The organism is Rhizobium sp. PP-F2F-G48, assembly GCF_004342335.1.
Taxonomy (GTDB): Bacteria; Pseudomonadota; Alphaproteobacteria; order Rhizobiales; family Rhizobiaceae; genus Ferranicluibacter.
Window position 1 is genome coordinate 83,671 of sequence record NZ_SLVH01000010.1, and the last position, 26,911, is coordinate 110,581.

The window sequence follows — 26,911 nt, forward strand, 5'->3', positions numbered from 1 at the left end:
GGCCGGGCAGGGATGCTCGGTCTTCAGGTTGCGGCAGCGCGTGCCGCCCTGCGGTTCGGGGGACGTCTTCGGAATGAAGACAAGGAAGGGCCGCCAGACGGCGGTCCGGAAAACCCCGGACAGGAGAGCCAGTCATGCATCTGATCAAGGTCGATCCGCGCGCGCTGAAGGAAAACCCCGACCGCGCCCGCCAGACGAAATCCAACCCGCAGGCCGACGCGCTGATGCTGGCGACCATCAAGGCCGTCGGCATCGTGCAGCCGCCGCTGATCTCGCCGGAAACCGGCGGCGGCAACGGCTACATCATCGATGCCGGTCATCGGCGGGTCAGGATGGCGATTGCCGCTGGCCTAGACGAGATCGAGGTCCTCGTCGCGGAGGCGGCGAACGACAACGGCGCGATGCGCTCGATGGTCGAGAACATCGTTCGCGAGCCGCTGAACCCGGTGGACCAATGGCGCGCTATCGAGCGGCTGGTCGCGCTCGGCTGGACCGAGGAGGCGATCGGCGTCGCCCTTGGCTTCCCGGTGCGCCAGATCCGCAAGTTGCGGCTTCTCGCCAACGTGTTGCCCGCCATGCTCGACCAGATGTCGAAGGGCGATATGCCCAACGAGCAGCAGCTGCGCACCATCGCGGCAGCCTCGCGCGAGGAGCAGGCGGAGGTCTGGAAGAAGCACAAGCCGAAGAAGGGCGATCCCCAGGTGACGTGGTGGAGCGTCGCGCAGGCGCTGACGAAGACACGCATGCTGGCGAAGGATGCGAGCTTCGACGAGGATCTCGCCAAGGCCTACGGCATCGTGTGGCAGGAGGACCTGTTCGCGCCCGCCGATCAGGACAGCCGGTACACGACCGACGTCGAGGCGTTTCTCGGCGCACAGAACGAGTGGATGGCGAACCATCTGCCGAAGCGTGGCGCGATCGCCGAGACGACGCAATGGGGCGAGGTGAAGCTGCCGCCCAAAGCCGAGCGTATTTACGGCAAGCCGGCCAAGTCCGACCACAGCGCCTGGTATCTCGACCGTGACGGCAAGGTCCAGTCGGTCGCCTACCGCATGCCGGAGCCGAAGGCGCCGAAAGGCAAGGCAGCGAAGGCCGACGACCATGCGTCGAACGACGAGCCCGTCGTGACGACGAAGCCGCGGCCCGACGTGACCCAGAACGGCCGCAGCATGATCGGGGACTTCCAGACCGATGCGTTGCATGAGGCGCTCGCCCGCGCACCGATCGAGGACGACACGCTGATGGCGCTGCTGGTGCTGGCCTTCACGGGCCTCAACGTCTCGGTGCAGTCGGGCTCGGGCGTCACGAGTTATGGCGGCAAGCGCTTTGCCCGCCATGCGGTCCAGCTGATCGGGGATGAGGGCACGCTCGCGTTCGATACCGACACACTGCGCATCGTGGCCCGGTCGATGCTGATCGACGTTCTCTCGGCCCGCGTGAACCAGACGAACAGCGGGATTGTCGCGCAGATCGTCGGCGAGGCGATCGGAGCGGACGCGTTCCTGCCGAACATGGGCACGGAGGCATTCCTGTCATGCCTGTCGCGTGGCGCGCTCGAAGGCGCGTGCAAGGACACGCCCGTGCTGCCGCGTGCCCGCGTCCGCGACACGCGCGCCGCTCTGGTGGAGCATTTCGGGGAGACACCGTTCGTTCATCCGTCGGCGTGCTTTGCAGCCGATGCGGAGGCGCTCGCCGACTGGATGGCGCGAAACCGTGCGGCGGACGACGGAGAGGAAAGCGCGGAGGTCGATGCCGATGGCCTGCCGGACGAGCCGGCCGAAATCGATGGCGTCGACGCTACGGACGACGAGAGCGCGGACGACGCCAGCATCGCGACCGACGACATCAACGACGAACACGATGGCACGGCGGCACCCGACGAGGCCGAAACCTTCCGGGAAGCCGCCGAATAGGCGCGCGTTTCCCTCGTCTCCTTTCCGAACGATCACCGCCGCCGGCCGCAAGCCGGCGGCGGTTCTGTTTTCAGCCCCTCGCGCATCACGCCACATCATGGAGGACCTCATGTCCGCACAGCATATCCACGACCTCGCGCCGCTCGGTGCGATCATCCGCTACGCCGACGGCACGGCAAGACCGCCCGCCCATCACAGCCGCAAGGTGGCGCTCTGGGAGAACACCAACAATGTCGGTCGTCTGATCCGCAAGCGGCCGGGAGGCCATCGCGGGATCGAGGGGTTTCCGGCGACGTTCACCCTCCACAAGGGCGATTTCGGGCAAGGCGGGATCATCCTTGTCCGGGTCCATCGGACCTTCGACCTTTGCAGCCGCCTGACCTTCACGATCGTCGAGCGTCCCCGGATCGGTACGGTGCGCGTTCTTTCCGGCCCATACGACGATCGTGAGCTCATCCATCTCGCGGACGATCTCACTGCGGCAGAGCAGTGGCGCGAGCTCAACGGCTATCGTCATGCGGTGCTCGAGCCGGTCACGGCCGACGAGCACGCCGCCGATGTTGTCGAGGGGAGGGCGGTCGCATGACCGGCATCTCCTCGAATGTTTCTCCTGCCGACTCGATCACCTTCGGGCGTACGGCCGACGACCTGCTGGCCGCTCGAGTGGGCGACGACGCCTTTGTCATGGTCCCCGGCCGGAACGGCAGCTTCTATCTGGCCACCGGCTGGCGTCTTTCCGGGGCCATCGAGACATGGACACGGTCCGACGTCTACGGCCATGGCGGCGCTCTCGCCGATGAAGCCGACTTCCGCCTTCATCTCGACCGGCATCTCGAAGATCGCCGCGAGCGCCTGGCGCTCGGCCGACGCGACGTTCGCACATCGGCGAGCACGCCATGGGGCGCGTCGCAGGGCGCCACGATTTATGCCGAGGGCGTGATCTGCCATTCGACCGCAGGACATGGCGGTTTCCATCTTTCCATCGAGCGCAATGGCAAAGTCCCTTCCGTGCTGCGCTCCTCCAGCGGATGGTATGAGCACGACTGCGAATGGGCGATCGTCGCGCTGGCCTTCCCGGATCTGTTCACCACCCAGGAGCGGCAGCTTGCCGACCGTACGGTGCGCGACCGTTGGCCGGACGCATGGGAACGCCTCTCGGGACGAACCCTCCAGCCGGGGGAGTCCACTGTAAAGGACCGTCGTGCGTTTGAGCGGGCGCATGCCGGCGACTGGATCGTGATCTCGGCGATCCGGTCCGATCATGTGCCCGGGATGACCGAGGTGATCGCCACCATCGGCGGCAAGCGAACGTCGAACGTCCACGAGCGTCGGTTTCTCGTTCCGTTTGACGAGTACGGCGGTAGCGGCCGCCGCTTCGGTTTCGTCATCGATGAAGAGCGTCATCGCGTCTATGATGGGCCGTCCGGATTCGCAGGATTGCAGGGGAGGGGCGCTCCATGATGCGGCACCATCCTCACCCCGGACCGTTCGATCCCGGCGCGCTCGCCCGAATGGAGGAGGCACGCCGGCAGACCCGGCGTCAGCTGGACCTGATCGAACGGCAGATCGTCCGCGCCATGACCGCGGCGATGCCCGCGCTACGCGACAGACGCCGGCGTTCCTGTCGCGATAGGTCGCCCGACCCGGCCGGCTTCATGCAGCGCTATCGTGAGATCCTCGCCGCCATCACGGCCGAGCGGCAACCCGAGATCGATGCGCTGTCCCGCAAGCTTGCCCGGCAGGATCAAGCCATCGAGCATTGGCGAAGTCGCCTGCTGTCAGCGCAGCACGCCGCGTGAAAGCCGTGCGATCTTATATCCGTCGTTGGGCAGATCCTACGGGAGGACATCACGCCGGTCCCGACGATCGAGACGATCTGTTGCATTGTGCCAGAGCCGAGGCCGGTTAGCGTCGGGCGTCGGGTGGCCTGTGCTGGCCTTTATCGGTGCCCCTCTTCCGACTCCACCATCTTGACCGGCATTGTGGAAGCGTCGCGTACGCCCCTGTCGCAGCAGGAAGGCAGCCTCCGAGTGAGGCGGGTTGGCGTGAAGGTCAGGTCGACCGGACCTTGATGACCTTTTCCGCGCGAGACTGCCCGGGGAGGCCGGCAGCGTCGAGCAGCGCCGTGACCAGGCCATGGTGTGATCCGTTCTCGATCCCGGCTTCCCGTTCCCGGCCCTTGTCGGTCTCCCCTTCGGTTTGTTGCGGTCTGAACCGGCGGCCGTGGGCTTCAAGGCCGCGTGCCGCGCCGCGGGGCGGCCGGGTCCCGCCGATCTCGCAAAGCGCACCCGCGTCCCCGCGCGAGGGCTTGAAGAGCCCTGCTTGGCCGCAAGCCCGCTCCGCTCGCCTGGCAGAACCCGGACCCTGAAGCCCCCGTCTTCCGCCGGTTCTTGGTGACCGCACCGAAGGGAAGACCGGCAAAGGCCGGAGCCGCTTTGGAGACGACCCTCGAAAGGATCACACCATGGCCAAGGCCGCCCGCTCCACCGCTTCCTCCACCGCCCGCGTCGTCCAGCTACGCAAGGGCACGACCCTCGAAATGGTCCGGCTCGCCTGCCCGGACGCAAACCAGGCCAGCCTCATCTCGGAAAGCTTCGGCCTGCCCCTTCTCGACAGCGACGGCATCCGCGACCTGCACGAGCGCCTGCTGATCGAGACCGCAGAGGCGATGCGGGAGGGCATCAGCGACCGGGCGATGCAGATCCACCTTCAGCGCATCGTCGGCGCCTATGTCGGCTCGGCCCACGGCGCCGGCCAGTTCTACTCCCGCGCCGTGACCGAGGCCCGCGACCTCACCGCCAAGCTTGCCAACGACACCCGCGACGAGGATCTCGACGGTCCCGTCGGCTTCCAGAGCGCCGCCCAGCGCAAGCGCGAGTTCGCCGCCGACATGGCGCTCCAGTCTCACAGCCTTCGCATGGCTGCCGAGGGCGCGGTCGCGGCCTATGAGCAGATCGTTGGCGAGCGCTGGAAGCCCTTCGAACGCCAGATCGAGAATGCCGGCGCGACCGTCGATCGCAAGGCTGCCGATCTCCAGATGGCAGCTCTCGGCTGAGCCAACGCGGGCGAGGCTTCGGCCTCGCCTGTCTGCTCGTGGCCCTCGCGCGCAAGTTCGCTCAGATGTCGCCTGCATTATCACTGCGCGAATACACGTTGCCTCGTACGCGGGGGCTCAATGGCTCCCGTCAGAGGGGTGATCGGGACGTTGACGCTTGCGTGGCGCGACCCGCGCGCTCCGCATTCTCTTCCAGCGGGGCACGGTGCGTTCCTGCAAAACGGACGGAAGCAACCGCATCCAACGCTTCCCGGGCGGTAGGTCTTTCCTCGTGACCAAGCGTACGGTCCGCTGGCTAATCCGCACCTCGATTTCCACAGGGGCGCCGGAGAGGAGAACGTCATCTTCCGTCTCCTCCGACTCTGCTGATACGGAATTTTTTGGTACAGCCTCGTCTCCCGCGTTCACGAACGCCGCCTTAACGTCACGCGTTTCCGGGGGCGATATGTCTTCCAATCCGCCGTGAGGATCGGGCACTTGCGTCTGGGCTGGAAGGATACGCACCTGTTCGGCGGTTCGAGGTGCAAACAGCCTTTCGGCTATGGCGCGGGCATCGTGATCAACCGATGCGCCAGCTCGCGTTCCCAGGTCGGCGCGCGGCTCCGCCGGCAAAAGCGCGCTTTCCGTGACCCAGCCTGCCTTCGGCGCCGCCGACCTGTTCAGCAAATGCCGTTTCGGCCGCTTCAATTCGACGGTGAAGCCTCCCTTTGCGCGTGACATACGGTCCTGGAATTCCTGTTTTCAGATGTGGATGTGACGATCGTTCGAGATGCCGTCCTGGACGGCGCCGGTGATGCCGCTCTGTCCTTCATCAATGGAGCTTGAGGCGCGCTTTGCTCAAGCAGTGGCAGGACGGATGTCAATAAGGCCCGAAACCAATGTGCTTTACGTGGTATCGCTTCGGGCGATTCACTTGAATGTAGTCCTCTCATGTCCGTCCAGCAAGCAGGTCGAACGCCAAACTTAGATCTCAAGTAAAAGATGGAAAATGAGGATAGCGGGAAAGTAGCTCGGCACGCTTCGCGGCCCCGTCCCGGCGGACGGTCCTGCCGGGCCCGGGCGCTGGCGCAACGGCTTCGCCGTCCTCCTCTTCGTTCCGGCCCTTTGCGTCCTTCGCTGCGCTCGGCCGGGTTCGGGTGCGTCATCCCCCTGAATGCCCCGGCTGACGGACCTCCGTGACGGGGCCGCGATCGGCGCGGCCTCCAGACGGAGGTTCAGGACATGAAGAAGAAACAGGATGATGCAGGGCGCGCCGACATCTACGCGCGGATTACCGACCGCATCTTTGCGGATCTGGAAAAAGGCGTCAAACCCTGGATGCAGCCGTGGAGCGCGGCGAACGCCTCTAGCCGCATCACCCGGCCGCTGCGTCACAACGGCGAGCCCTATTCTGGGATGAATGTCCTCCTGCTCTGGTCGGAGGCGATTGCACGCGGGTTCTCGTCCCCGATCTGGATGACGTTCAAGCAGGCGATCGAGCTCGGCGCTCATGTCCGCAAGGGCGAGAGCGGCGCCACAGTGGTCTTTGCCAGCCGGTTCAAGAAGACGGAAGGCGACGGCGCCGGCGGCGAGGTGGAACGGGACATCCCGTTCATGCGCGCCTACACCGTCTTCAACGTCGAGCAGATCGACGGGTTGCCGGAGCGCTATCATGCCCCGGCCGAGCCTGTTCTCGATCCCGTCGCCCGCATCGCACATGCGGATCGCTTCTTCGCCCAGACCGGCGCGGTGATCCGGCACGGCGGCACGAAGGCCTTCTTTGCGCCGGACGCCGATATCATCCAGATGCCGCCCTTCGAGGCCTTCCGGGACGCGGGCTCCTACGTCGCCGTCCTCAGCCATGAAGCCACTCACTGGACGGCTCCAGCCCATCGCGTCGGCCGCGATCTCTCACGCTACAATAAGGATCGCAGCGAACGCGCGCGCGAGGAACTCGTGGCCGAGCTCGGAAGCTGCTTCCTCTGCGCCGATCTCGGCATCGTGCCGGAACTGGAGCCCCGCGAGGATCATGCGGGCTATCTCGAATCCTGGCTCACCGTCCTGTCCAGAGACAGAAAGGCGATCTTCCAGGCCGCCGCGCATGCGCAGCGCGCCGTCGCTTTCCTGCACGGGCTTCAGCCGGCCGACGTGGAAAGCGGGAGGCCGCCTGATGTCCATCGTCTCCTCCCGTCGCCTTCTCATTCTTGCCTGCTCGGCGACCAAGCGCGATGGCCCTGCCTATATGCCGGCGCCAGATCGCTATGATGGGCCGCTCTGGCGCACGCTGCGCACCGTCGATCCGAACGGCGAGAACGCCAGGGTCGCGTTCCTGTCGGCGCATCTCGGCCTGCGCGCCTCAGATACGCCGATCGAGACCTATGATGCGCGCATGACCGAGGCGGTCGCCGCCGCCATGAAGGCTGGAGGTCTCGGCACCCGCTGGCCGCGACCGAGGACACAGGCCCGCGTGATGCCGGAGGGCGATCACCCCGGAGAGCATATCGCCGGGCTCACCGACTTCGGAAGATCGCCGTTCGCCGACGTCGCCCTCGTCGGTGGCCACCTCTACCTCGACGTGATGCGTCATTTCGTGGGGCTGTTCCGCGAGAACGGATACGTGACGACCGACGTCCGGGTTACCGAGATCAACGGGCCGATCGGGTGCATGCGCCGCGATCTTCGCCTCTGGCTGAACGGCGGCGGGGAGGGGCGATGATGCTGCATGTCTCCGCATTTGACCGTGACGCCGACACGCAGGCGTCAAACCGCCTGCGCGTTCTCAGCCTCGGCGCCGGCGTACAGTCGACGACGCTGGCCCTGATGGCGGCCCATGGCGAGATCGGGCCGATGCCCGACTGCGCGATCTTCGCCGATACCGGCTGGGAGCCCAAGGCGGTCTACGATCACCTCGTCTGGCTGATGTCGCCGAACGTCCTGCCATTTCCAGTCCATATCGTCTCGGCCGGCAACATCCGTGACAGCCTGATGGAGGCAGCGAGCGGCCGACGCTGGGCGTCGATCCCGGCTTTCACGAAGATCGTGACGCCGGCGGGGACCGAGGTGCCGGTCCTCGACGAGGACGAGGATGGCGAACTCGTCGAGGTTTCGACACGGCGCACGGCCACCGAGACGATTTCCATCGGCATGATCCGCCGCCAGTGTACGGGCGATCTCAAGATCGTGCCGATCCGCCGGAAGGTCCGGGAGCTTGCGGGCCTGACGCGCCGCCGCTCGCCTAAACATCCCGTCGTCGAGCAATGGCTGGGGATTTCGCAAGAAGAGGTCGTGCGCATGAAACCGTCGCGCGAGGCGTGGCAGGTCAACCGATGGCCGCTGATCGAGCGGCGCATGACCCGGCACGATTGCCTGCGCTGGCTCGACCGGCACGACTATCCCCGCCCGCCGAAGAGCGCCTGCATCGGCTGCCCGTTTCATTCCGATGCTGTCTGGCGGACGATGCGCGACGAGGATCCCGAAGCCTGGTTCGATGCCGTCGCGGTCGATCGGGCCATCCGAACGGGCCTGCGCGGCATCCGCGGCGAGGTCTACCTCCACCGCTCGGCCGTTCCGCTCGACGAGGCCGACCTCTCGAGCGCCGCCGATCGCGGTCAGCTCGATTTCTGGCCCAATGAGTGCGAGGGCCTGTGCGGTGTCTGAACGGCTTCTGGCCTACAGCGATGTCATTCCGCCCGACCACTGGAGCACAATCAGAATCTGTGTTTCCCGTCGTTTGGCCTGAATAAGATCCGCATCATGAAAAACCGGCGACGGCCTTCAGGGAGGCTGTGCAGGCGTTGCCCGAGGTCATTTCCTGTCATCTGGTGTCGGGCGAGGTGCAGGTCGTCGTTTCCGACCTCGACTGCTATGAACGGTTCCTGCTCGGAACGCTGCTCAAGCTGCCCGGTATCAGCGACATTCGCAGCGATTTCTACATCCAGACCGTGAGGGTGCAAGCGCCGCTCCGCTGGATCATCTGCCAGACAGGGAAATGTCGCGTGAGTGCTTCATGTATTCCCTCACAGGTTCTCGTTCACATAAATTTCAATGCGGATCATCTCCTGCCCAGCAACCAGTGCCTTCTTCTCGATCTTCGCTCTTAAAATGCGCAGCGCACTCCGCACTTCGTGACCGGCATCCTGATGAATGATGGCATCCAAAATGCCTGCGCCGAGCGCTCGACGTGTATGATCCGTCAACTCATGTGCAATCGCCGTGCGCCCTTCTTGCACGTTGCCAGATAAAACCTCGATGAGGCCACGGTTTCCGGCTCCCATGTTGTATACGCCGACGATATCGGAGTGGGCCTCAAAGCATTCGCTTAGATATTCCTGAACGCGACGGCTGTCATCCTGCGCTTCTATGACCGGCAGGCAATGCATGTGCCCGTAATCGCTGCGAATGACCTGTTCAAAGCCCAGGCGCCGCTCGACATGGTCGCGCACCAGCATGGATCCTGCGACCAAGGCGACCTTGCCCGATCTGCCCCCCACAAACTTGCCCATGAGCCTGGCCGCGGTTCTCCCCGCCGCAACGTTATCGATGCCGACATACGCATCGGCCTGAAAAGCCGGAATATCCGAAATGAGCGTCACAACCGGCACGTTGTTTCGGCGCAACCGATTCAAGGCATCGCGAACGGCCACGGCCTCAGTGGCGACGACGGCTACGCCAGAGTAACGCTTGGGATCAAGAGCATCCAGCGCTGCGGCCAATGCCACGCCGTCGAACGGAGGCACCTTGTATATCGAAATCTCCGTGCGATCCACAGCAGAGTACTGCTTCACAGCCTCGATCTCTCTTTCTAGACCTCGCATAAAGCTGTTGGAGCCTTCGGGAATGACGAAGGCGAAACGGTAAGCAATCCCCTTCGCCAAATTGGCGGCAGAGATATCCTTGACATAACCGAGCATGGCTATCGCGGCCTCGACCTTGGCAATCGTCTTGTCGCGCACCCCCGGGCGCTGATTGAGCACCCTGTCGACGGAAGCAAGACTAACACCAGCATGTCTCGCCACATCCTGCACTGTAGGGCGCACGTCCAACCTCTCCCGTTCATAAAATCAGGGGTTTAAGATAGTTCAATCGCGTCAGTCATCAAGAGCACGGAAGTACTCATCCTGACCCTGCGCCGATCTACTTCACGGTGTGAGTGCCGCTTAATCTCAACCTAAAGAAAGCCTTCCAACGCCTTCATATGCGCCCTGAGGCGATCTTAGTCAATTCAGAGCGCGGCCGTCATCCCGCCATCGACATACAGAACGTGACCATTGACGAAAGCGGAGGCATCGGAAGACAGGAAAATGCAGGCTCCGATTAGGTCTTCAAGTTTTCCCCATCGGCCCGCCGGTGTGCGCCTGACCAACCATTCGGAAAAGGCGGGGTCGGCAACGAGCCCGGCATTGAGTGGAGTGTCGAAATAACCAGGCGCGATAGCATTGCATTGCAGGCCGTATTTCGCCCAGTCCGTCGCCATCCCCTTGGTCAGATTTCCGACGGCGCCCTTGGTCGCAGCGTACGGGGCAATTCCGGGCCGAGCGAGCGCGGTCTGCACGCTGGCTATGTTGATGATCTTCCCTGCGCCACGTGCGATCATGTGTCGAGCTACGGCTTGTCCAACATTGAATACGGTCGAAATGTTCGTCCGCAGCAGTTGGTCGAAAACATCGACCGGGAAATCCTCCAAAGGAGCGCGGTGCGTCATGCCCGCATTGTTGACCAGGATATCGATGGCCCCCGTCTCTGTCTCGAACGTGTCAATAGCGCTTCGCACGGCGGCATGATCGGTCGCGTCGAAGGCAAGCCTGTAATGTGCGCCAATGGCCGTAGCCGCAGCTTCGAGTTTGGGTGCGCAACGCCCATTCAGAATGATTTCGGCGCCTGCAGTGGCAAGACCGCGCGCGAGCGCGAGGCCGATCCCTTGTGTGGAACCCGTCACAAGCGCCCGTTTCCCTGTCAGATCGAAAAGATGAATGCTCATGCCTTCTCCTTGATCGCCCTTACACCCGTCAATCAGTGGCCACACCGAGGTGATGGCCCTGTCCAACACCCGGCGCGCGCTCGCGCCGATCGCGACCACCACAAAAACACGCCGGTATCTGAGGTACGTGCTTCATTATCGTCGTTATAGCCCTCATTATCAAGCAATAATCGATCCTTTGGAACGCAGATCAGCGACGGCGAGTTCTCGAAAACTATAAAAAAAGTGAATTATACTCGGTACTTATGCTACAATCACACACATTTAGTATGAGCTCTTACAGCAAGTTGACAGCTAAGATTTATTGAGGTACGTACCTCTTGTTAGATTCGCTTTTTGATTGCGATCCATGAGTGTGCACGGGAATGGAGGTTTTCCGCGCATGGAATTGCCGATCCGGAGGACGCTGCTGCTCTCAAGCAGGCTGGATCCAGAAGCGGGATTGTTGCGGATTTTCGGAGGAGCATGCCTCTCGCTTACGCCCAGGCGGCGAACAGAGGCATTGAGAGTGAGCAGCCCGAGCGGGCCAGGGAGAGAGTAAAATGGTCAAGATAATCGCGATGCTGACAAACAATGATTTGACTGTCGCAAATGCACGAGAAACCTTCGATGCATCATGGAACGCTCCTACCCAATACTGGGGCTTCAAAGACACCGGCATCTCGACACATGCCGCAGCCGAGCTGGCCAAACATGTCTACGACAAGGGAAAAACCCTGGTCTTCGAATCCTTCGGAGAGAAGGAAGACGACTGTTTACGCGCCGCCGAGTTCTCCATAAGAAACAACTGCCGGTATCTTATCGGATGTCAGTTCCATGACTCCGTCGTTTCTCTTCTGCAGGGCTCGTCCGTCTCCTACCTTCCGACCATCGGGCGCAGAGAGGGTATTCCCCGTTATCTGTATGGCAGCATCGAGGACGTCGTGGGGGATGGGAGGCGCGTCATAGCCAGCGGCGCTGACGGCATCTGCCTGTCGATGTACCGGTATAAGGATGGCGACGCGATCGAGCTCGGATCGGCTGCGCTCACCGCAGTTGGACAGCGCTCGACCATTATCTCCGGCAGTATCAATACGTTCGATCGCCTGAAGCAGGTCAGAAAGCTAAAGCCGTGGGGCTTCACGATCGGCTCAGCGCTTTTTGACGAAGCCTTCGGCAGAGGCTTGAACTGGCATGAGCAGATCTCGGTGCTTGATGCCGTCTTGAGCGTGTAACGCGGACGAAATGAGGGCGCTTTTGCTGCTGTCCTCCACCCCACATCGCGATCGGTTTTGAACCGGGCATTTGCCGCGAAAGCAAATCTTGCCTGCATAGGTTCCGCATGAAAATCAGGAAGGACATAACGTGAAATCGATGACATTTGCCATTGTGGTCGGGAGCCGCGGCTTTTTCCCCGGTCATCTTGCGGCCACCGGCCGCGATCACATGATTGCAGCCATTACCAAGGCCGGCCACAAATGTGTCGTCCTCGGTCCGGAAGATACGCAATATGGATCGGTGCAATCGTTCGAAGACGCAAAGAAATGCGCCGCGCTCTTTAAGAAACAGTCTGACGATATTGATGGGATTGTTGTCACGCTCCCTAATTTCGGAGAAGAGCGGCCGATCGCCGATACCATACGGCTTTCGGGCCTGAAGGTTCCCGTTCTGGTTCAGGCAACGCCCGACGATCCTCAGAAGATGTCGATCCAGTGGCGCCGCGACAGTTTCTGCGGAAAGATGTCGGCCTGCAACAACCTGCGGCAATACGGTATCCGTTACTCCCTAACCAAATCTCACTGCGTCGATCCGACCAGCGATGAGTTTCAGGAAGACCTTTCGCGCTTTTCGGCAACCTGTCGCATCATGCGCGGGCTGAACGGTCTGCGCATCGGCGCGATCGGCGCGCGCCCCCAGGCGTTCAACACCGTTCGCTACAGCGAGAAGCTTCTCGAAGCAGCGGGCATATCGGTCGTCACGCTCGATCTCTCGGAAATTCTGGGAAGAGTGGCGCGGCTTGATGACGGTGCTTCGATCGTCATGGAGAAAATCGATGCGATCAAAAACTATATCTCGATCGAAGGCGTACCGCATCCCGCCATTTTGCGACAGGCAAAGCTTGCTGCGGTAACGGAGGAATGGATGAAGGAGGCCGAGGTCTCCATCAGTGCCATCCAGTGCTGGACTTCGCTGGAGGAGAATTATGGTGTCGTGCCCTGCACGATGATGAGCATGATGAGCTCGAAACTCATGTCAAGCGCATGCGAAGTCGACGTCTGCGGGCTCGTCGGCATGCATATGCTGGCCCTGGCATCCGGAACTCCCAGCGCGCTTCTCGACTGGAACAACAATTACGGCAGCAATGCCAACAAGGCAGTTTGCTTCCATTGCAGTAATCTTCCGAAGGAATTCTTCAAGAACTACCGGATGGATTTCCAGGAAATCATTGCCGGTACCGTCGGCAAAGACAACACATACGGAACGATCGACGGGTCCATCAAGGCTGGACATATGACCTATATCCGGGTGAGCACGGACGACACGTCCGGACGCATCTGCGGCTATATCGGAGAAGGCAAGTTTACCGAAGATCCATTGACGACCTTCGGGGGCGCCGGCGTCGTCGAAATCCCCGAGATGCAGAAGTTGCTGCGCTATATCTGCGAGAATGGCTTCGAACATCATGTCGCTGCGAATTTCTCCTCAGTCAGTGACGCTGTCCTCGACGCGACCCGCCAGTATCTGGGCTGGGATTTCTATCTTCACGAGGGGTGAAGCTCATCCGCTTTCAAGAGTGGCTAAGCAAACATCGCCAAAAAGCGCCCGGGTCTTCACCTTCTAAATTGCTGAGAGCCGAAACTCGTCCCAACGATGCAGGTCAACATGACGGAAGCTGTATGCAAGATGTCCCTCCTCCATAACAGCAGATCGGGGCTGCATGGAGACGACAAGGTGATGCCTGAGCGCATCGCAATCGTCGGCACCGGTCCGCGAGGCATTTCGGTGATCGAGAGGATCGCCGGCAAACTGACGGAAAGGCAGCCCGACCGGCCTCTGGTGATCTACGCGATCGACAATGTGGAGGTTGGCTGCGGCCGCATCTGGCGCACCGACCAGCCCGACTGGCTGCTCATGAACACCCGTTGCAAGAATGCGACGATGTTCCCGAATGCACCGGATGAAAACCCCTGGCGCGCGGGATATGGGCCAACATTCATGGAATGGTGGCGACGGATAGACGCCAACTATCCCGGCCCTTCGGGATATGCCCCAAGAGGGCTTTACGGCAAATATCTGAAATTCGTGCTCGACGTGATCGAGCTGAATCTGCCCGAGCACATGTCACTCAAACGCGTGCAGGACCACGTTGTCGACATCGCCGAAATTACCGATGAATATGTCTTGAAATTTGAATCAGGACGGGACGCACTGCATGTCGATCGGCTTATCGTCTGCTCAGGTTATCCCCACGGTCCGAAAAAAGAGGGCGAGGCTAAGGCGGCAAGCTCACTGATACGGTATCTGAGTTCGTTTGACATCCTCGAGACCCTGCAAAGCGGCCTGTCACTGCCGGATGATCTGTCCGGGCAGGTCATCGGCGTCAGAGGGCTCGGTCTCTCCTTCTACGACGTCCTGTCGGAACTGACGATAGGCCGTGGCGGCAGATATGTTTATCGCGACGGCAATGCTCACTATGTGCCGAGTGGCCGGGAACCCAAGCTGATCGTCGCTGGCTCGCGGAGCGGCTATCCACTGCCGGTGCGCGGCAAGGACGATCGGCCAGCTGGCTTCCCACACGTACCGCATTTCTTCACGCAGGCCCGCGTTGCGACCATTCGCGCTGAGGGCCCCGCATGTTTCCGGACGAACTACCTGCCCTGGATCACCGCGGAGGTGAATCTCGTCTATATCCAGAAGACCCTCGATCTCGATGCCAATCGCCGTTTCCGCGAGCGGCTCGACGCCCGCAACGTCGATGCCGATACCGTCTTGCAGGTCATGCAGGAACTCGCCCGATCTTTCGGGATCGAAGAGCTCCTCGATCTCGAAGCGTTGGCAGCACCATTCCGCGGATTGTCCTTCGGCAGCCAGGACGAGTTCAGGCAGGCCATCGTTTCGGTCATCGGTGAGGACATCGCCCGTGCGGAAGTGGGCGAATTCAAAGATCCGGTCAAGGCTGCCCTCGACGTGCTCCGTCATATCAGGCCGACGATCCGCAAGGCAGTGGATCTGGGTGGACTGACGCATGCATCGCATCACGAGTTCATAACAAAGATTGCGCGAACGATCGCGTTCCTGTCGTCCGGCCCATCCCGTACCCGGGCGAAACAGTTGCTGGCCCTCATCCAGTGCGGCAAGCTCGAACTGCTTGGCCCATCGGCGAACTTCTCCGAGGCGGATGGATCGGGCGTGGTCGCGTATTCGGACAAGGTCGCGGGTTATGCATCCCGGATCGATGTCCTGATCGACGCCTATGTCGCCGCGCCGAATGTCGATCTCGATGAAAACCCGGTCATCCGCAGCCTTGCCGATGCCGGAACCATCAGAAACTTCATGGGGGTCGGCGGTGTCGAGGTGACGACGAAGCCATTCCATCCGATCGCGGCTAACGGAGAGGTCAAGGACCGCATCCACGTGCTCGGCATTCCGACGGAGGCCGCAAGATGGTTTCTGCATGTCGGCCTCATCGAACCGGGCATATGGGACGAGTTCATCGACGACGCGGATGCGATCGCGACAAGCTCGATTCGGAACCTGATGGGCGGTGAACAGGACACGAGCTCCTTCCACAACGGCTTGACGCCGCAACGCGATCCCGAGCCGGGCAGATACCTGGACTGACAGCGAGACGAGTGAAGCCCCTCTCCTGCCTCGCGGAGGCTTGAGGTCCGGGCCACGATTTTTTCTTCGAACACAAATCGGACGGTAGGCGAAATGCAGGATCGCGTTTTTGGAGAGGCCCACGGTGTTGATATCCATGAAGTCACCTTGCGCTCGGCGGCGGGCATGGAGGCGAAGATCCTGACCTGGGGTGCGGCCCTACGCGATCTTCTGATCCAGACCTCTCACGGTCATCAGCGGGTTGTCGTCGGCTTCAACACGATCGACGACTATGTCGCGGACACGTCCCATGCAGGCACGATCGCAGGACGTTTTGCCAACCGGATCACCGAAGGCCGGTTCGTAATCGACGGAAAAATCTACCAGCTGCCCGTCAATCAGGATGGGAAGCATACATTGCATGGCGGCGGCTGCGGTCAGGCCTTCAGCCGGCGGCCATGGACGCTCGAAGCCTATGATGCGTCGTCGGTGACCATGTTCTTGCGCTCTCCGGACGGCGATGCGGGTTTTCCCGGCAATCTGAATGTCCGCTGCGTCTATCGCCTTTTGCCGCCGGCAACCCTGCATGTGGAACTGACCGCAACGACCGACGCGCCCACACTGTGCAACCTTGCCAGCCACAGCTACTTCAACCTCGACCTGCCTGCCGGATTTGAAAACGCTCCCGTTCCGAGCGCCATCGATCATGAATTCGTGGCGAACGCTGATTTCTATACGCCGGTCGACAGCGACCTTATCCCGACGGGCGAGATCCGCTTCACGTCCGGCACGCCGTTCGATTTTCACAAGGCAAGGCCGTTAAAGAACACGCAAGGCGTCGGTTACGATCTCGGCTTTGTCCTGCGGGAAAGAACATCGCCCATCGCAGATATCGTCCACGCGGCGACGCTCACCGGTCTCCGCACGGGAACCGCCATGGATGTCTACACAACCGAACCGCACCTTCAGCTCTATGACGGGGGCAGTTTCGCCGGCCCGGCAGTCGGGCTCGACGGCGCACAATACGGAAAACATTGTGGCATCTGCCTGGAGCCTCAGCGTTACCCCGACAGCCCCAACCGCAGCCATTTTTCCAACGCGGTCCTGCGGCCCGGCGAAACCTATCGACAGGTGACGGAATACCGGTTCCGCCCTTCATGACATAAACGAAATGAATGTCTTCAGCGGCCAACTTCACGATCTGGATAAACGGGACGAAACAATGCAGCACGACGAAAATTCACTTGTACTGATGCAGGCCGTAGCCGAGGCGACGGCGCAGGCTGCGGGGCGTCTGGCCCTTTCGTATCTCACCCAGAACAAACCCTTGGACGTTGAAACCAAAGGGCCGCAGGACTTCGTCACAGCAGTCGACAAGGCCGTCGAACTGTTGATCCGGGAGAAGCTGCGGGGGGCTTTTCCGGACCATGCGATACTGGGTGAGGAATTTGGTCTGGACAGGGAGGGCACCCGTATCGTCTGGGTCCTAGACCCGATTGACGGCACTTCAAACTTCATGCGCGACCGGCCAGGCTGGTGCGTGTCGATCGGCGCCACGATCGATCGCAAGCCGGTACTCGGCGTCATCTACGACCCCATCAAGGATGAGCTTTATAGCGCCTCGTCCAACCGCGGCGCGACCCGCAACGGTCAATCGATCTCGGTCAGCACGGATACCACGCGCTCCAAGGCTATATTCGGCGTCGGCTTCACATCGGGAAAAAGCGTGGCCGCCCACGCTCGGCAGATCAGCCATATCCTCGATCGCGGTTATGAATACCGGCGCTTCGGGTCATCCGCCATGATGCTCGCCCATGTCGCGGATGGAAGGCTGGAGGGATATGCGGACGCCCGTACCAGTATCTGGGACGTGATCGCCGGACTGGTTCTGGTGCGCGAGGCCGGTGGGATCGTTGAGGATTTCATCGAGAGCGGCACCCAAAGCGGGGCGATTCTGGCTGCGGCGCCAGGCGCCGCGGAAGCTGCTTCCTTGCTGCTGGCAATTGATCTGGAAGAGGACCGAGAGCAGGCCGCCTGAAGCTCCGAGGAGGCGCCACAGCGAAGCAACCACCATCCACAGCCCGGAGATATTAAGCAGGAGCAGCAGATGTCTGACCTATACCAGCCGGTAACGATAGCGGCGGCGTTGGCCGCATTGTCGGATCTCGGCGCGCAGGGCGCGGTCATGGCCGGCGGGACATGGATCATGAGAGCGCCCCTGCGGCAGGAACCGATGGCGCGAACCTATGTCGCAACGTGGCGCATCCCGACACTGCATCAGATCGAAATCACGGAAACTCACGTCAGAATAGGCAGCGGGATAACCCATGCCGGCCTTGCCGAAGAACTTCACGAGATATTGGAACTGCGCGGTCTCGTGGCTGCTGCGAGCGGTTCTGCGAATCCGGCCGTGCGCCAGGTAGCGACGCTCGGCGGCAATATTTGCACATCAGGTTTCTACGCCGCCGATCTCGTACCGGCGCTCCTGTGTCAGAATGCCGAGGTCGACGTCGAAACGCTGCAGGATCGTCAGCGTATGAGCCTGCAGACCTTCCTAGAAGTTCGGGGAGCGCTCCCGGCCTATTTGTTGACCGGCGTGCTGATACCCAGACGGCCCGTGATCTCCGCTCATGCGCGCTTGCCGCTTCGAAAGGCCGGAGATTATCCGGTGACAATCGTCAGCGCCGCGGTGGAGCGCCGTGCGGACGGGACCATTGGCGACGCCGCTATCGGTGTCGGATCCGTCGAAATGACTGCGCGACGCTGGAGACGGCTCGAAGAGGCTGTTTTGGGCCTGCCGCTCAATGCCCGCCGTATCGAGAAGTGCGCAACGGACCTCGCTGAAGAATTCATCGGGCGCGACGGGCCTGAGACGCCCGGATGGTACCGCGTACAGGTGCTGCCTGCCCTCGTCCGGCGCGCATTTGAAAATCTGGAAAAACTGTCTCCGGAGGAGGGCCGACATGTCGATCCGCATTAATGTGAACGGCGAAGAACGGGCTTTTGATGGCAAGGGAATCACGTCCTTGCTGGATGTTTTGCGCGGAAATTTTTTCCTGACCGGCGCTAAGGACGTCTGCCGCGAAGGCTTTTGCGGCGCCTGCATGGTCCATGTCGACGGGGTGCCCATGGCGTCCTGCCTGCTTCCCATCGAACTTGTCCAGGACAGGCCGATCATGACGATCGAAGGCATTGGTCCTGGCGGCACGCTCTCTCCGCTGCAGCAGGCGCTCGAAGCCCTAGATGCCGTGCAGTGCGGAATGTGTTTTCCGGGCATGATCATGAGCTTGACGAAGCTGCTCGGCGACAACCCCGCCGCAACGCGCGACGACATCAAGCGTGGATTGGCCGGAAACGTCTGCCGATGCACCGGCTACGAACGCATCATCGACGCCGCACTGACGCTCCGCCAAGAACACGGATTGGAAAGCTGATGTTGGAAGCCGAAGCCTCGAATGCGGTGATGAATTTCGCCAGACGGGATGCCCGGGACAAGATACGGGGGCGGACCCGCTTCACAGTGGATCAGGTCGGGCCGGGTACCTTACATGGCTTCGTCCTGCGCGCGAACCTGCCGTCAGCGCGGATCGTACACCTGGACACGTCCATTGCCCGGAAAATGCCGGGAGTGAGAGCGATCGTCACGGCACAGGATACGCCCGGCAAATTCGGCATCGGCATTGCCGACCAGCCGCTGTTCGCCAGGGATGTCGTGCGATATCACGGCGAACCGATCGCGGCGCTCGCGGCCGATACTCTCAGACAAGCGCAAGACGCCGCAGCTGCCATCGAAGTCGTGTTGGAGGAACTTCCTTCGGTATTGACCATGGTGGAAGCTCTGGCGCCGGATGCCTCCCTCGTTCATCCGGACTGGAAAACCTATGAAGTGCTGCTCGAGGCCGAAGGATCCCGCCGTGGCGGCAACGTCGCCTGGGAAGCCACCGTTCATCGCGGAGATACGGATGCGGCGTTTGCACGCGACGATGTTCGGATCATCGAGAGCTCCTATCGTGTCGGCCGCCAGAACCATATGCAGCTGGAGCCGCGCGCCGCGATTGCGTCCTGCGAAGACGGCCGGCTCCATATCATCGCATCGACGCAAGCGCCCTGGACGGTGAAGACTGTAACGGCGAAAGCGCTCGATTTGCCCCCTTCGCAAGTTCGGGTCACGGCGCCCCCGGTGGGAGGCGGCTTCGGGGTGAAATACGGATGCTCCATCGAACCCTATGCGGCGGCACTTTCGCGCGCGGCGGGCCGCACGGTCGCCGTGATCAATTCGCGTCAGGAGGAAATCCAGACCTGCCTCTGCCGGGAGAATGCGGAAATCTATATCCGCTCTGCCGTAACGGCAGATGGCGAGATCGTCGGCCGCGAAGCGACCGTTCTGATGGATTGCGGCGCTTACGGCGGCGAGCAGATCTATCTGACGACGATGACCGCCCACACGCTGGGAGCCGCTTATCGGCTCGGCACCGTGAAGATAACAAGCCGTGCGGTCTATACAAATACCGCGCCAAACGGCGCGTTTCGCGCCTGCAACGGCGTCTACAACGTCTTTGCTCTCGAACGCCATACAGACGAGATCTGCAACGCCATCGGAATGGATCCGTGGGAGTTTCGCCGGCGCAATGTTCTCGGTGACGGGGACCTCGGCTCGACGGGCCAGGTCTTCGAGGGAAATGTGCTGCGCCCAATGCTCGACCGCATGGAAGAGATGTCGAAGTCCAAGCCATCGAAAGAAGCCGAGATTGGCGACCGCCTTTACGGCAGGGCGATCACAGTCGGCACCTGGTTCGTTTTTGTCGGCCCCTCGGCGGCAACCGTCAATCTCAATCCCGATGGCAGCGCGACGCTTGTGACGGCGGGCGTGGAGATAGGTCAGGGAACAATGATGCAGTCATTGCCGCAGATCGTCGCCGCAAAGCTCGGGCTGCGACCCGAGGATATCATCGTCAAGGCAGCAGACACGGACGCGGCCGGTTTTGATGTCGGTGTCGGCGGCGGAAGAACGACGGTTTCATTAGGCTCGGCCGCCTCCGTCGCCTGCGACGAGGTGCGCAGGAAACTCCTCGAAGTCGCAGGCGAGCTGCTGCAGGCCAATCCCGAGGATCTGCTTCTTCAAAACGGCCGTGTCGAAGTCATCGGAAGGACGGGCGCCGGCACCTCCATCTCAAGCGTGGCGGAACGGGCGCAGTCGCTGGGCGGCCCCATATCGGGCAGCGGATCCTTTACGCGTCCCGGCGTTCCGGCCATGCCCGGCTGCGCTGCCGGACACTTTCTCGATGCGATCGACATGCCGGTATTTGCCGTTCACGAATGTGAAGTTGCCGTGGACCCCGATACGGGTCACGTGGATGTCCTGACCTACCGCGTCGTTCAGGATGTCGGCCGCGCGCTGAACCCGCGGGCGATCAATGGACAGATCCAAGGCGGCGTCACGCAGGGCCTTGGATATGCGCTTCACGAAGAGGTCACCTTCGATTCGCGGGGACAAATCGTCCAATCGGGTTTCGGGAGCTACCGCGTACCCTTGGCCCAGGATGTCATCCCGGTCGAAATCTCCCTTCACGAGGGCGCCCCGTCGATCGGACCATTCGGCACGAAGGGCGCCGGCGAGGTTCCGATCCTGAATGTCGGGGCAACGATTGCCTGCGCAGTCGCCAATGCCACGGGGAAAAACGTCCAGGAACTGCCCCTCACCCCTCCCCGCGTCCTGGCGCTGATGCTCGACAGGACCGAGCCCCTCGACCTAAGCCATGCGCCTCTCCTGGGAGCGTCGCATGGCCGGCCCGGCCCCTCGGCATCGCCGCGGGTCATTTTCTAGAACCAGATTGGAGTGCGAAGCTGATCATGACTGATGCAAAGAGACCAAAGATCGTTCCCGACACCGAATATGGTGTTCGTTTCCTGAGCTCCTGGACCTATCGCACCGATGCATTTCACATTGCAGATCGGTTAGTCGCGGAAGATATCACAGACAGGGACACGATCCTTAAGATAACCGGCAATGATGAGATCCTGACCGAACTCGTTTCATTCCTGGCGCGGTCCCGACGGTTCGTTCTGACTATCTCCGACGCGCTTCGCATCGGCGTCGTCTTTGCCGTATGGAAAGAGGTCCGCCGACTGCAGCCGCACTCCCCCGAAAATCCGGCCGGTGAGGACGGTCTGAGAGCAAAGGTCGCCGAACTGGAATGGCTGTTTCGCGACACGCCCGTGACCTGGAGCATTTATGTTGTCGACGACGAATGCCCGGAGGGCAGCCTGGACGTGGCCCAGGTGATCGTCGATCAAGCCGGCTGGAAAAATGTATTCCTTCTCAGGCTCCGCGACGCCTTGCCCGCAAGTGACCTGCCCTTGTCCAAGCTCGACAGCGCATCGTCGTCGACAAAGGGAGGTGCGATCCTGCTGGGCATGCAAAGAGCTGCACAGGATGGGCATGACTATGTCATGTACACCGATTGCGACAACAGCAACAATCTCGGCCAGATCGGCCTGTTCCTTCGCGAACTGATCGGCAACGGAAACAAAGCGGCCATTGGGGATCGCAGGGCGACCCACATATCGGAATGGCATACGACAAGGGAAAGCGAATCCTACGCCAACTACATCATCAAGCGCGTCCATGCCCTTCTCGATTTCGACCTTCTTCTGGGAGACGTGACCTGCCCCTTCAAGATGTTCGAGAGGGAATATCTGCTGGCGTTGCTGGAAAGGATGGACGTATTCGACTTCTGTGTCGATTTCGACATCGTCGGCTATCTCAAGACAAGCCGCGTCCCGGTAGCGATTGTCCCGATCGTGTCCGTGGATTCCGATCTCGAAACCACGTGGATCGCTCTCACCAATGTAAAAGTCTGGTGGCAAAAGCTTCACGGCTTTATCTATGTCATTGAAAAATACGATCTTCCGCACAACGCGCAAGCGGCAGCTCTCGTCCGGGAGCGGCTTTGGACATCGGAAAACATCCGACATGTTCTTGAAGTCGCCGGTGATGGAATAACCGTGAACGGCCGTCTGCTGACGATCGAGGATCAGCTTCAGATGCCATTCGACCAGGTGAACGACTGGATCCGGTCTGCGCTGGCCAGGCCGCGTGGACAAGCCGGCGCGGAAGGTGCGTAGGAGAGTAAATAGCTACCAAGCGTTGCCGAAGATGCGGACGCCTAGGTCTTTCTTTCCTCGAAATGGCGCTGTCCGACCACTGGTCAGGTCGAATGCGAGATCTGAAAATTTCTGGCGAATGGAGCTTCCGACATGACGGCGATAGACCAAAAGACGGTGCTCCGGCTTGGCCGCCGGGCGGCGGCGGCGGCATTTTTCATCAATGGCTTCGTCGTCGGCAGCTGGGCCCTGCAAATCCCAAGCTTTGTCACCAGATTGGGTGTCAGCGAATTCGTGCTCGGCCTGCTCATCTTCTGTTTCGGGTTGGGTGCGCTTTTTGCCATGACACTGGCGGGTCAATTGGTCGCTCGTCGAGGATCGCAATGGACACTGCGCCTGCTCACTCTCCCTGTCATCATCATTCTGCCGCTGGTGGCCTATACGACAAATGTCTGGGTCGCGGCCATCATCCTCGCACTATTCGGCGGCGCGATCGGCGGCATGGATGTAGCCATGAATGCCAATGTGGTGGCGATTGAAAAGCGACTGGGACGGGCAATCATGTCATCGTTGCACGGTTTCTGGAGCTTGGGCGGCTTCGCGGGCGGCGGGCTTGGCGGCATTGCAATTCAGGCGTTTGGCCCGCTTGAGCACGCGCTTGTCGTCTCCGTTCTCGCTGCCTTCGGCATGGCGCTCGCATATCGCCATATCGCCGAGGATGCCGGTGAACCACGACAGAGCATTCGTAGCCATTCTATTCTGCCCAAGCAGGCTACGATCTACATCATTGGGGCGATGGCGCTTTTGTCCATGAGCGCCGAGGGAAGCGTCCTCAGCTGGTCGGCTCTTTATATGAAGAAGGAGCTTATGGCCGATACCGTCACGGCGGGTCTTGCCTTTGCGGGATTTTCCGGCGCCATGGCGCTCACCCGGTTTTGCGGCGACAGCATTCGCAACCGTTACGGCGCCGTTGCGACCTTCAGAATGTCGGGCATCGTTGCGGCGCTCAGCATGCTGGCCGTTGGCCTATCGCCCTGGCCATGGCTGGCAATCGTGGCATTTGCCTCTTGCGGCGTAGGTCTCGCTAATCTGGCCCCCATCCTTTTTTCTACAGCCGGCAACCAACCTGGGCTGAATGCGGGCGTCAGCCTGAGCATACTAACCACCATGGGCCATTCGGGCATTCTTTTCGCGCCGTCGCTCATCGGCTTCGTGGGCGGGCTGGTCGGCCTCGCATGGGTCTATATTGCATTCGCGATTCTCCTCAGCATGGTCAGTCTGCTATCAGGCAAGACTGCTGCAGCCGACGCGTAGGTTTCGAACAAAGGCAGATATCCGCTCTCGTGCCATCGATATCCTTCTCGAAAACGCTGACCCTTGGCGAGAACAGTCTCATCAAGACCATGCTACGCATGGAGCTGCTGGCGACGATAAGGACACTGTCCGGCTTCGAGTTTTTCTTCTAGCCTTTGCTAGACCGAGTCCGTATCCTAATGCTGGCCCGGGTCGGCTTTGTCGGGCGCAGTGAGGTCGTTTACTTCCTCAGCACGCCCGGCATCAGCTAGGGCCATCCGGCCGTCGCGCTCGGCAGCGAGGCCGTCAAGACGGGAAAAAGCGTCTCCTTCTGCAAGCTCGCCAAGCTCATCGCATGCCTCGCCCAGGCCGAACGTGAAGGGCGCCTTCGAGAGCGTCTGCCCTCCGTCTCAGTTTGTCGAAGAGTTCTGGTATCTCCCTGTCGTGCCCGGCGGCGGCAACCTCTTCTTCCAACCCACACAGCACCCGCTACGAGAGGCGCGCCATGATCCTCACTCCAACTGCGGCTTTGCCCAATGTTAAGCTCTTCGGGAATCCCGTCGTCAGCACCGCGGGCTTCGATCGCTTCCCGCACGATACCGTTGTCGTTCAGATCTACGGATCCCGCTAAAGTGGCGGTGTTTCCGCTGGCTGTGCTCCAAATCGTCGATGACAGACACGCCATTGCCGGGATCCCTTCCGTTCCCATGATCGGCGCACCCCGGCACGTCCTCGATGTGTGGGTGTGACCGCGGGACGACTGCGTCTCGATCGCCTGACCGCAACGGCCTCCCGCGACTTTCTTCCCCTGCTCGCTGCGCTCCCATTCCTCGCGATCCAAGAAAGCCGCTCCCGGCCGTCCTTCATTCCATTCCGGTCCCTGCGGGATGCGGTGGCGATCGCCAGCGGTCTTCGACACCCCATCGAGGTCGCGCAGGGGCGCGGCCCGAGGAAACCGAAGGGATCACGACCATGGCCGTCATCGGCGAATTCACCACCAGCGGCAACACCATCCTGGGCACCGTCCGCACTCTCACCGTCGGCTTCAAGGCCCGCCTCAACCCCATCGACCGCACCTCGCGGGACGCGCCCGATTTCCGGATCATGAGCGGCATGGCCGAGGTGGGCGCCGCCTGGAAGGCCACATCGAGCGACGGCGAGCCCTACATCTCGGTCAAGCTGGACGACCCGAGCTTCCCGGCCCCGATCACCGCGGCCCTCTGGCCGAGCGAGACCGACGGCGACTACGCCCTCGTCTGGTCCCGCCAGAAGCGCGACGCCTGATATCGCAAAGGCCTCGCCCGCGAGGGCGGGGCCACCCTCTCAAGGACCGGCAACTGGAGCACCGACATGGCCGAACCATCCACCCGCACCCGCACCCCGAACGCCGAGGACATCGCCTCCTGGCCCGACGACACCTGGGCTCGTCTCGGCGAGGTCAGGCGCGGTGACTTCGACTGGAAGTCCGACGATTATGAGGTCGTTCTCCTGGAAGACACCCTGCGCCTGCGTGAACTTGCGATCCTCGACGAGCTGCACTGACCGCCATCGTTCGTCATTCGGCGGCCGCGAGATTTCGATCATCGCCTCGCCGAGCGATGCGGCGTAAACGCCGGATCCGTATCTTGCGGAGATCATGATCAGTTTCTCAGTGGCGCCGCTTCGCGTCGCGGGGGTGCCGACGGGTGCCACACTGGACCTTTCCCTCCCTGATAGAGCGGCAGTGTACGGCTCGGCGTCGCGCCTCAAGGACGCATGGTTCCCCCAAAATGCTCACGCATTTCGGCTCCCCCATGCGCCGGCTCCGCCGGTCGCGTGCCCGCGATCCTTGACCCGCTTCCTTCTCACACGTCGCCGGACCTCCTTATCAACGAAGGAGCTTCCCATGACCTACGACATCTTCCTCGACATCGCTGAACTGCGCGCCGAACTGGCTTCCTGCTACCTGACCAAGCGCGAGCGCGCCGAGAGCCTGAAGCGCCTCGCAACCCTCACTGAACAGGCGAAGGAGGCGGAGGCGTAAGCCTCCCTTCCCATGTCGGGACCGTGCTGCCGGCAAACGTTACATAATGGTCCGCGACAGGTTCGAACTTTCGATGTAATCCTGCCAGCTGGAGCGGTACGCGCCGCTCCGGGGCGTCGAAACCCCTGCAAACGGTTGGTGCCGACCGAAAGGCACCACACTCCTTGACCTTATGGTCGGGGAGCCTGTGGCGTATGTCCAGGTTCTCCGAACTAAAGGCCATGGGGCCGTTTTGCACGGTTTCGAACTCCCCGATCATCAGGGGTCAATGAGCATCGTGGCGGGGGCGCACCGCGGGCGATAACGGTGAAGCCGAAGAGATGCCGCAAGCAAAATCAGAGCGAGACAGGCGGTTCGATCCGGTCGACGTCCATGTCGGCGCCCGGTTGCGTGAACAACGGTTGGCCCTCGGCCTGTCCCAGGTGATGCTCGGTGTCAGGCTGGGCGTGACCTTCCAGCAGATCCAGAAATATGAACGCGGTGCCAACCGTATCAGCGCCGCGAAACTCCATCACGCCGCCCGTGCTCTCGATGTGGAAATGGCCTTCTTTTTCGTGGGTCTTCCGGGGAACGGCGATGGTCCTACGGCAAGGCTCACCCCGCCAAACGGGGCCGAGGTCCTTCCAACCCCGGAGGACCTCAGCCTGCTTCGGGACTTCCACCGGCTTTCCTCGAACTCGCAACGGGCCGTTCTGGACGTGATCAAGGAATTGGCCGGACGCGGCGCGCACGACGGGGATGACGGATGAGTAGTGTCGGGCGAACCC

At 61.6% G+C, this 26,911-nt stretch carries 24 protein-coding genes and 1 pseudogene; 23 read left to right on the forward strand and 2 right to left on the reverse strand.

The window, feature by feature from the left end; all coding sequences use genetic code 11:
* Positions 1-134 precede the first annotated feature (134 nt).
* From C8J36_RS20050 to C8J36_RS20090, 9 genes and pseudogenes are all read left to right on the forward strand, one after another.
* Complete coding sequence (locus C8J36_RS20050) at positions 135-1,913, forward strand: ParB/RepB/Spo0J family partition protein (protein ID WP_132537116.1); 1,779 nt, start codon at positions 135-137, stop codon at positions 1,911-1,913.
* Between the two features lie 109 nt (positions 1,914-2,022).
* Positions 2,023-2,499: a hypothetical protein gene (locus tag C8J36_RS20055; protein WP_132537117.1), complete on the forward strand. Its 477-nt coding sequence runs from the start codon at positions 2,023-2,025 to the stop codon at positions 2,497-2,499.
* Positions 2,496-3,374: a hypothetical protein gene (locus C8J36_RS20060; RefSeq protein WP_132537118.1), complete on the forward strand. Its 879-nt coding sequence runs from the start codon at positions 2,496-2,498 to the stop codon at positions 3,372-3,374. Before C8J36_RS20055 ends, C8J36_RS20060 begins: the two co-directional genes overlap by 4 nt.
* Positions 3,371-3,712 carry a hypothetical protein gene (locus C8J36_RS20065; RefSeq protein WP_245506652.1) on the forward strand — a complete coding sequence of 114 codons (342 nt, stop codon included), beginning with the start codon at positions 3,371-3,373 and terminating at the stop codon, positions 3,710-3,712. Before C8J36_RS20060 ends, C8J36_RS20065 begins: the two co-directional genes overlap by 4 nt.
* Before the next feature lie 665 nt (positions 3,713-4,377).
* Positions 4,378-4,968, forward strand: a complete 591-nt coding sequence (locus tag C8J36_RS20070) for a hypothetical protein (RefSeq protein WP_132537119.1) — start codon at positions 4,378-4,380, stop codon at positions 4,966-4,968.
* A gap of 1,221 nt (positions 4,969-6,189) precedes the next feature.
* Positions 6,190-7,212: a zincin-like metallopeptidase domain-containing protein gene (locus C8J36_RS20075; RefSeq protein WP_132537120.1), complete on the forward strand. Its 1,023-nt coding sequence runs from the start codon at positions 6,190-6,192 to the stop codon at positions 7,210-7,212.
* The gene (locus tag C8J36_RS20080; protein WP_245506653.1) at positions 7,190-7,663 is read left to right on the forward strand and encodes a hypothetical protein; all 474 of its coding nucleotides are present in this window, start codon (positions 7,190-7,192) and stop codon (positions 7,661-7,663) included. Before C8J36_RS20075 ends, C8J36_RS20080 begins: the two co-directional genes overlap by 23 nt.
* Positions 7,663-8,604: a hypothetical protein gene (locus tag C8J36_RS20085; RefSeq protein ID WP_132537223.1), complete on the forward strand. Its 942-nt coding sequence runs from the start codon at positions 7,663-7,665 to the stop codon at positions 8,602-8,604. Before C8J36_RS20080 ends, C8J36_RS20085 begins: the two co-directional genes overlap by 1 nt.
* A gap of 104 nt (positions 8,605-8,708) precedes the next feature.
* A pseudogene (locus C8J36_RS20090) lies at positions 8,709-9,047 on the forward strand (Lrp/AsnC ligand binding domain-containing protein); the annotation flags it as partial.
* Here C8J36_RS20090 and C8J36_RS20095 read toward each other — a convergent pair.
* Both C8J36_RS20095 and C8J36_RS20100 read right to left on the reverse strand, forming a co-directional pair.
* Positions 8,964-9,983 carry a LacI family DNA-binding transcriptional regulator gene (locus tag C8J36_RS20095; protein ID WP_132537123.1) on the reverse strand — a complete coding sequence of 340 codons (1,020 nt, stop codon included), beginning with the start codon at positions 9,981-9,983 and terminating at the stop codon, positions 8,964-8,966. The pseudogene C8J36_RS20090 and the gene C8J36_RS20095 overlap by 84 nt on opposite strands.
* A 185-nt stretch (positions 9,984-10,168) precedes the next feature.
* Complete coding sequence (locus C8J36_RS20100) at positions 10,169-10,924, reverse strand: SDR family oxidoreductase (protein ID WP_132537124.1); 756 nt, start codon at positions 10,922-10,924, stop codon at positions 10,169-10,171.
* A 542-nt stretch (positions 10,925-11,466) separates the two neighbouring features.
* Between C8J36_RS20100 and C8J36_RS20105 the strand changes: the two genes are divergently transcribed.
* The 14 genes from C8J36_RS20105 to C8J36_RS20170 all read left to right on the forward strand — a co-directional run bounded on the left by C8J36_RS20105 (position 11,467) and on the right by C8J36_RS20170 (position 26,893).
* On the forward strand, positions 11,467-12,138 hold the full coding sequence (locus C8J36_RS20105) for a hypothetical protein (RefSeq protein WP_132537125.1): 672 nt from the start codon (positions 11,467-11,469) through the stop codon (positions 12,136-12,138).
* 139 nt (positions 12,139-12,277) lie between these two features.
* Positions 12,278-13,678 carry a fucose isomerase gene (locus C8J36_RS20110; protein ID WP_132537224.1) on the forward strand — a complete coding sequence of 467 codons (1,401 nt, stop codon included), beginning with the start codon at positions 12,278-12,280 and terminating at the stop codon, positions 13,676-13,678.
* A 180-nt stretch (positions 13,679-13,858) separates the two neighbouring features.
* Positions 13,859-15,745 carry an FAD/NAD(P)-binding protein gene (locus C8J36_RS20115; protein ID WP_165915118.1) on the forward strand — a complete coding sequence of 629 codons (1,887 nt, stop codon included), beginning with the start codon at positions 13,859-13,861 and terminating at the stop codon, positions 15,743-15,745.
* A gap of 93 nt (positions 15,746-15,838) precedes the next feature.
* Complete coding sequence (locus C8J36_RS20120) at positions 15,839-16,885, forward strand: aldose epimerase family protein (RefSeq protein WP_132537127.1); 1,047 nt, start codon at positions 15,839-15,841, stop codon at positions 16,883-16,885.
* A 10-nt stretch (positions 16,886-16,895) separates the two neighbouring features.
* Positions 16,896-17,762 carry an inositol monophosphatase family protein gene (locus C8J36_RS20125; RefSeq protein WP_132537128.1) on the forward strand — a complete coding sequence of 289 codons (867 nt, stop codon included), beginning with the start codon at positions 16,896-16,898 and terminating at the stop codon, positions 17,760-17,762.
* A gap of 69 nt (positions 17,763-17,831) precedes the next feature.
* Entirely contained in the window at positions 17,832-18,704 is an 873-nt protein-coding gene (locus C8J36_RS20130; RefSeq protein ID WP_132537129.1) for an FAD binding domain-containing protein, read from the forward strand.
* Positions 18,688-19,158, forward strand: coding sequence for a (2Fe-2S)-binding protein (locus C8J36_RS20135; RefSeq protein WP_132537130.1), 471 nt, complete (start codon positions 18,688-18,690; stop codon positions 19,156-19,158). Before C8J36_RS20130 ends, C8J36_RS20135 begins: the two co-directional genes overlap by 17 nt.
* Entirely contained in the window at positions 19,158-21,548 is a 2,391-nt protein-coding gene (locus C8J36_RS20140) for a xanthine dehydrogenase family protein molybdopterin-binding subunit (RefSeq protein WP_132537131.1), read from the forward strand. Before C8J36_RS20135 ends, C8J36_RS20140 begins: the two co-directional genes overlap by 1 nt.
* A 26-nt stretch (positions 21,549-21,574) precedes the next feature.
* Positions 21,575-22,849 (forward strand): glycosyltransferase, encoded by a 1,275-nt coding sequence (locus tag C8J36_RS20145; protein ID WP_132537132.1) that lies wholly within the window; start codon positions 21,575-21,577, stop codon positions 22,847-22,849.
* A 132-nt stretch (positions 22,850-22,981) separates the two neighbouring features.
* Entirely contained in the window at positions 22,982-24,142 is a 1,161-nt protein-coding gene (locus tag C8J36_RS20150; RefSeq protein ID WP_132537133.1) for an MFS transporter, read from the forward strand.
* Between the two features lie 951 nt (positions 24,143-25,093).
* Entirely contained in the window at positions 25,094-25,405 is a 312-nt protein-coding gene (locus C8J36_RS20160; protein WP_132449355.1) for a DUF736 domain-containing protein, read from the forward strand.
* A gap of 66 nt (positions 25,406-25,471) precedes the next feature.
* Positions 25,472-25,663 carry a hypothetical protein gene (locus C8J36_RS20165; protein ID WP_132537134.1) on the forward strand — a complete coding sequence of 64 codons (192 nt, stop codon included), beginning with the start codon at positions 25,472-25,474 and terminating at the stop codon, positions 25,661-25,663.
* Between the two features lie 343 nt (positions 25,664-26,006).
* Positions 26,007-26,144 (forward strand): hypothetical protein, encoded by a 138-nt coding sequence (locus C8J36_RS25040; RefSeq protein WP_165915119.1) that lies wholly within the window; start codon positions 26,007-26,009, stop codon positions 26,142-26,144.
* A gap of 320 nt (positions 26,145-26,464) precedes the next feature.
* Complete coding sequence (locus C8J36_RS20170; protein ID WP_132537135.1) at positions 26,465-26,893, forward strand: helix-turn-helix transcriptional regulator; 429 nt, start codon at positions 26,465-26,467, stop codon at positions 26,891-26,893.
* Positions 26,894-26,911 lie beyond the last annotated feature (18 nt).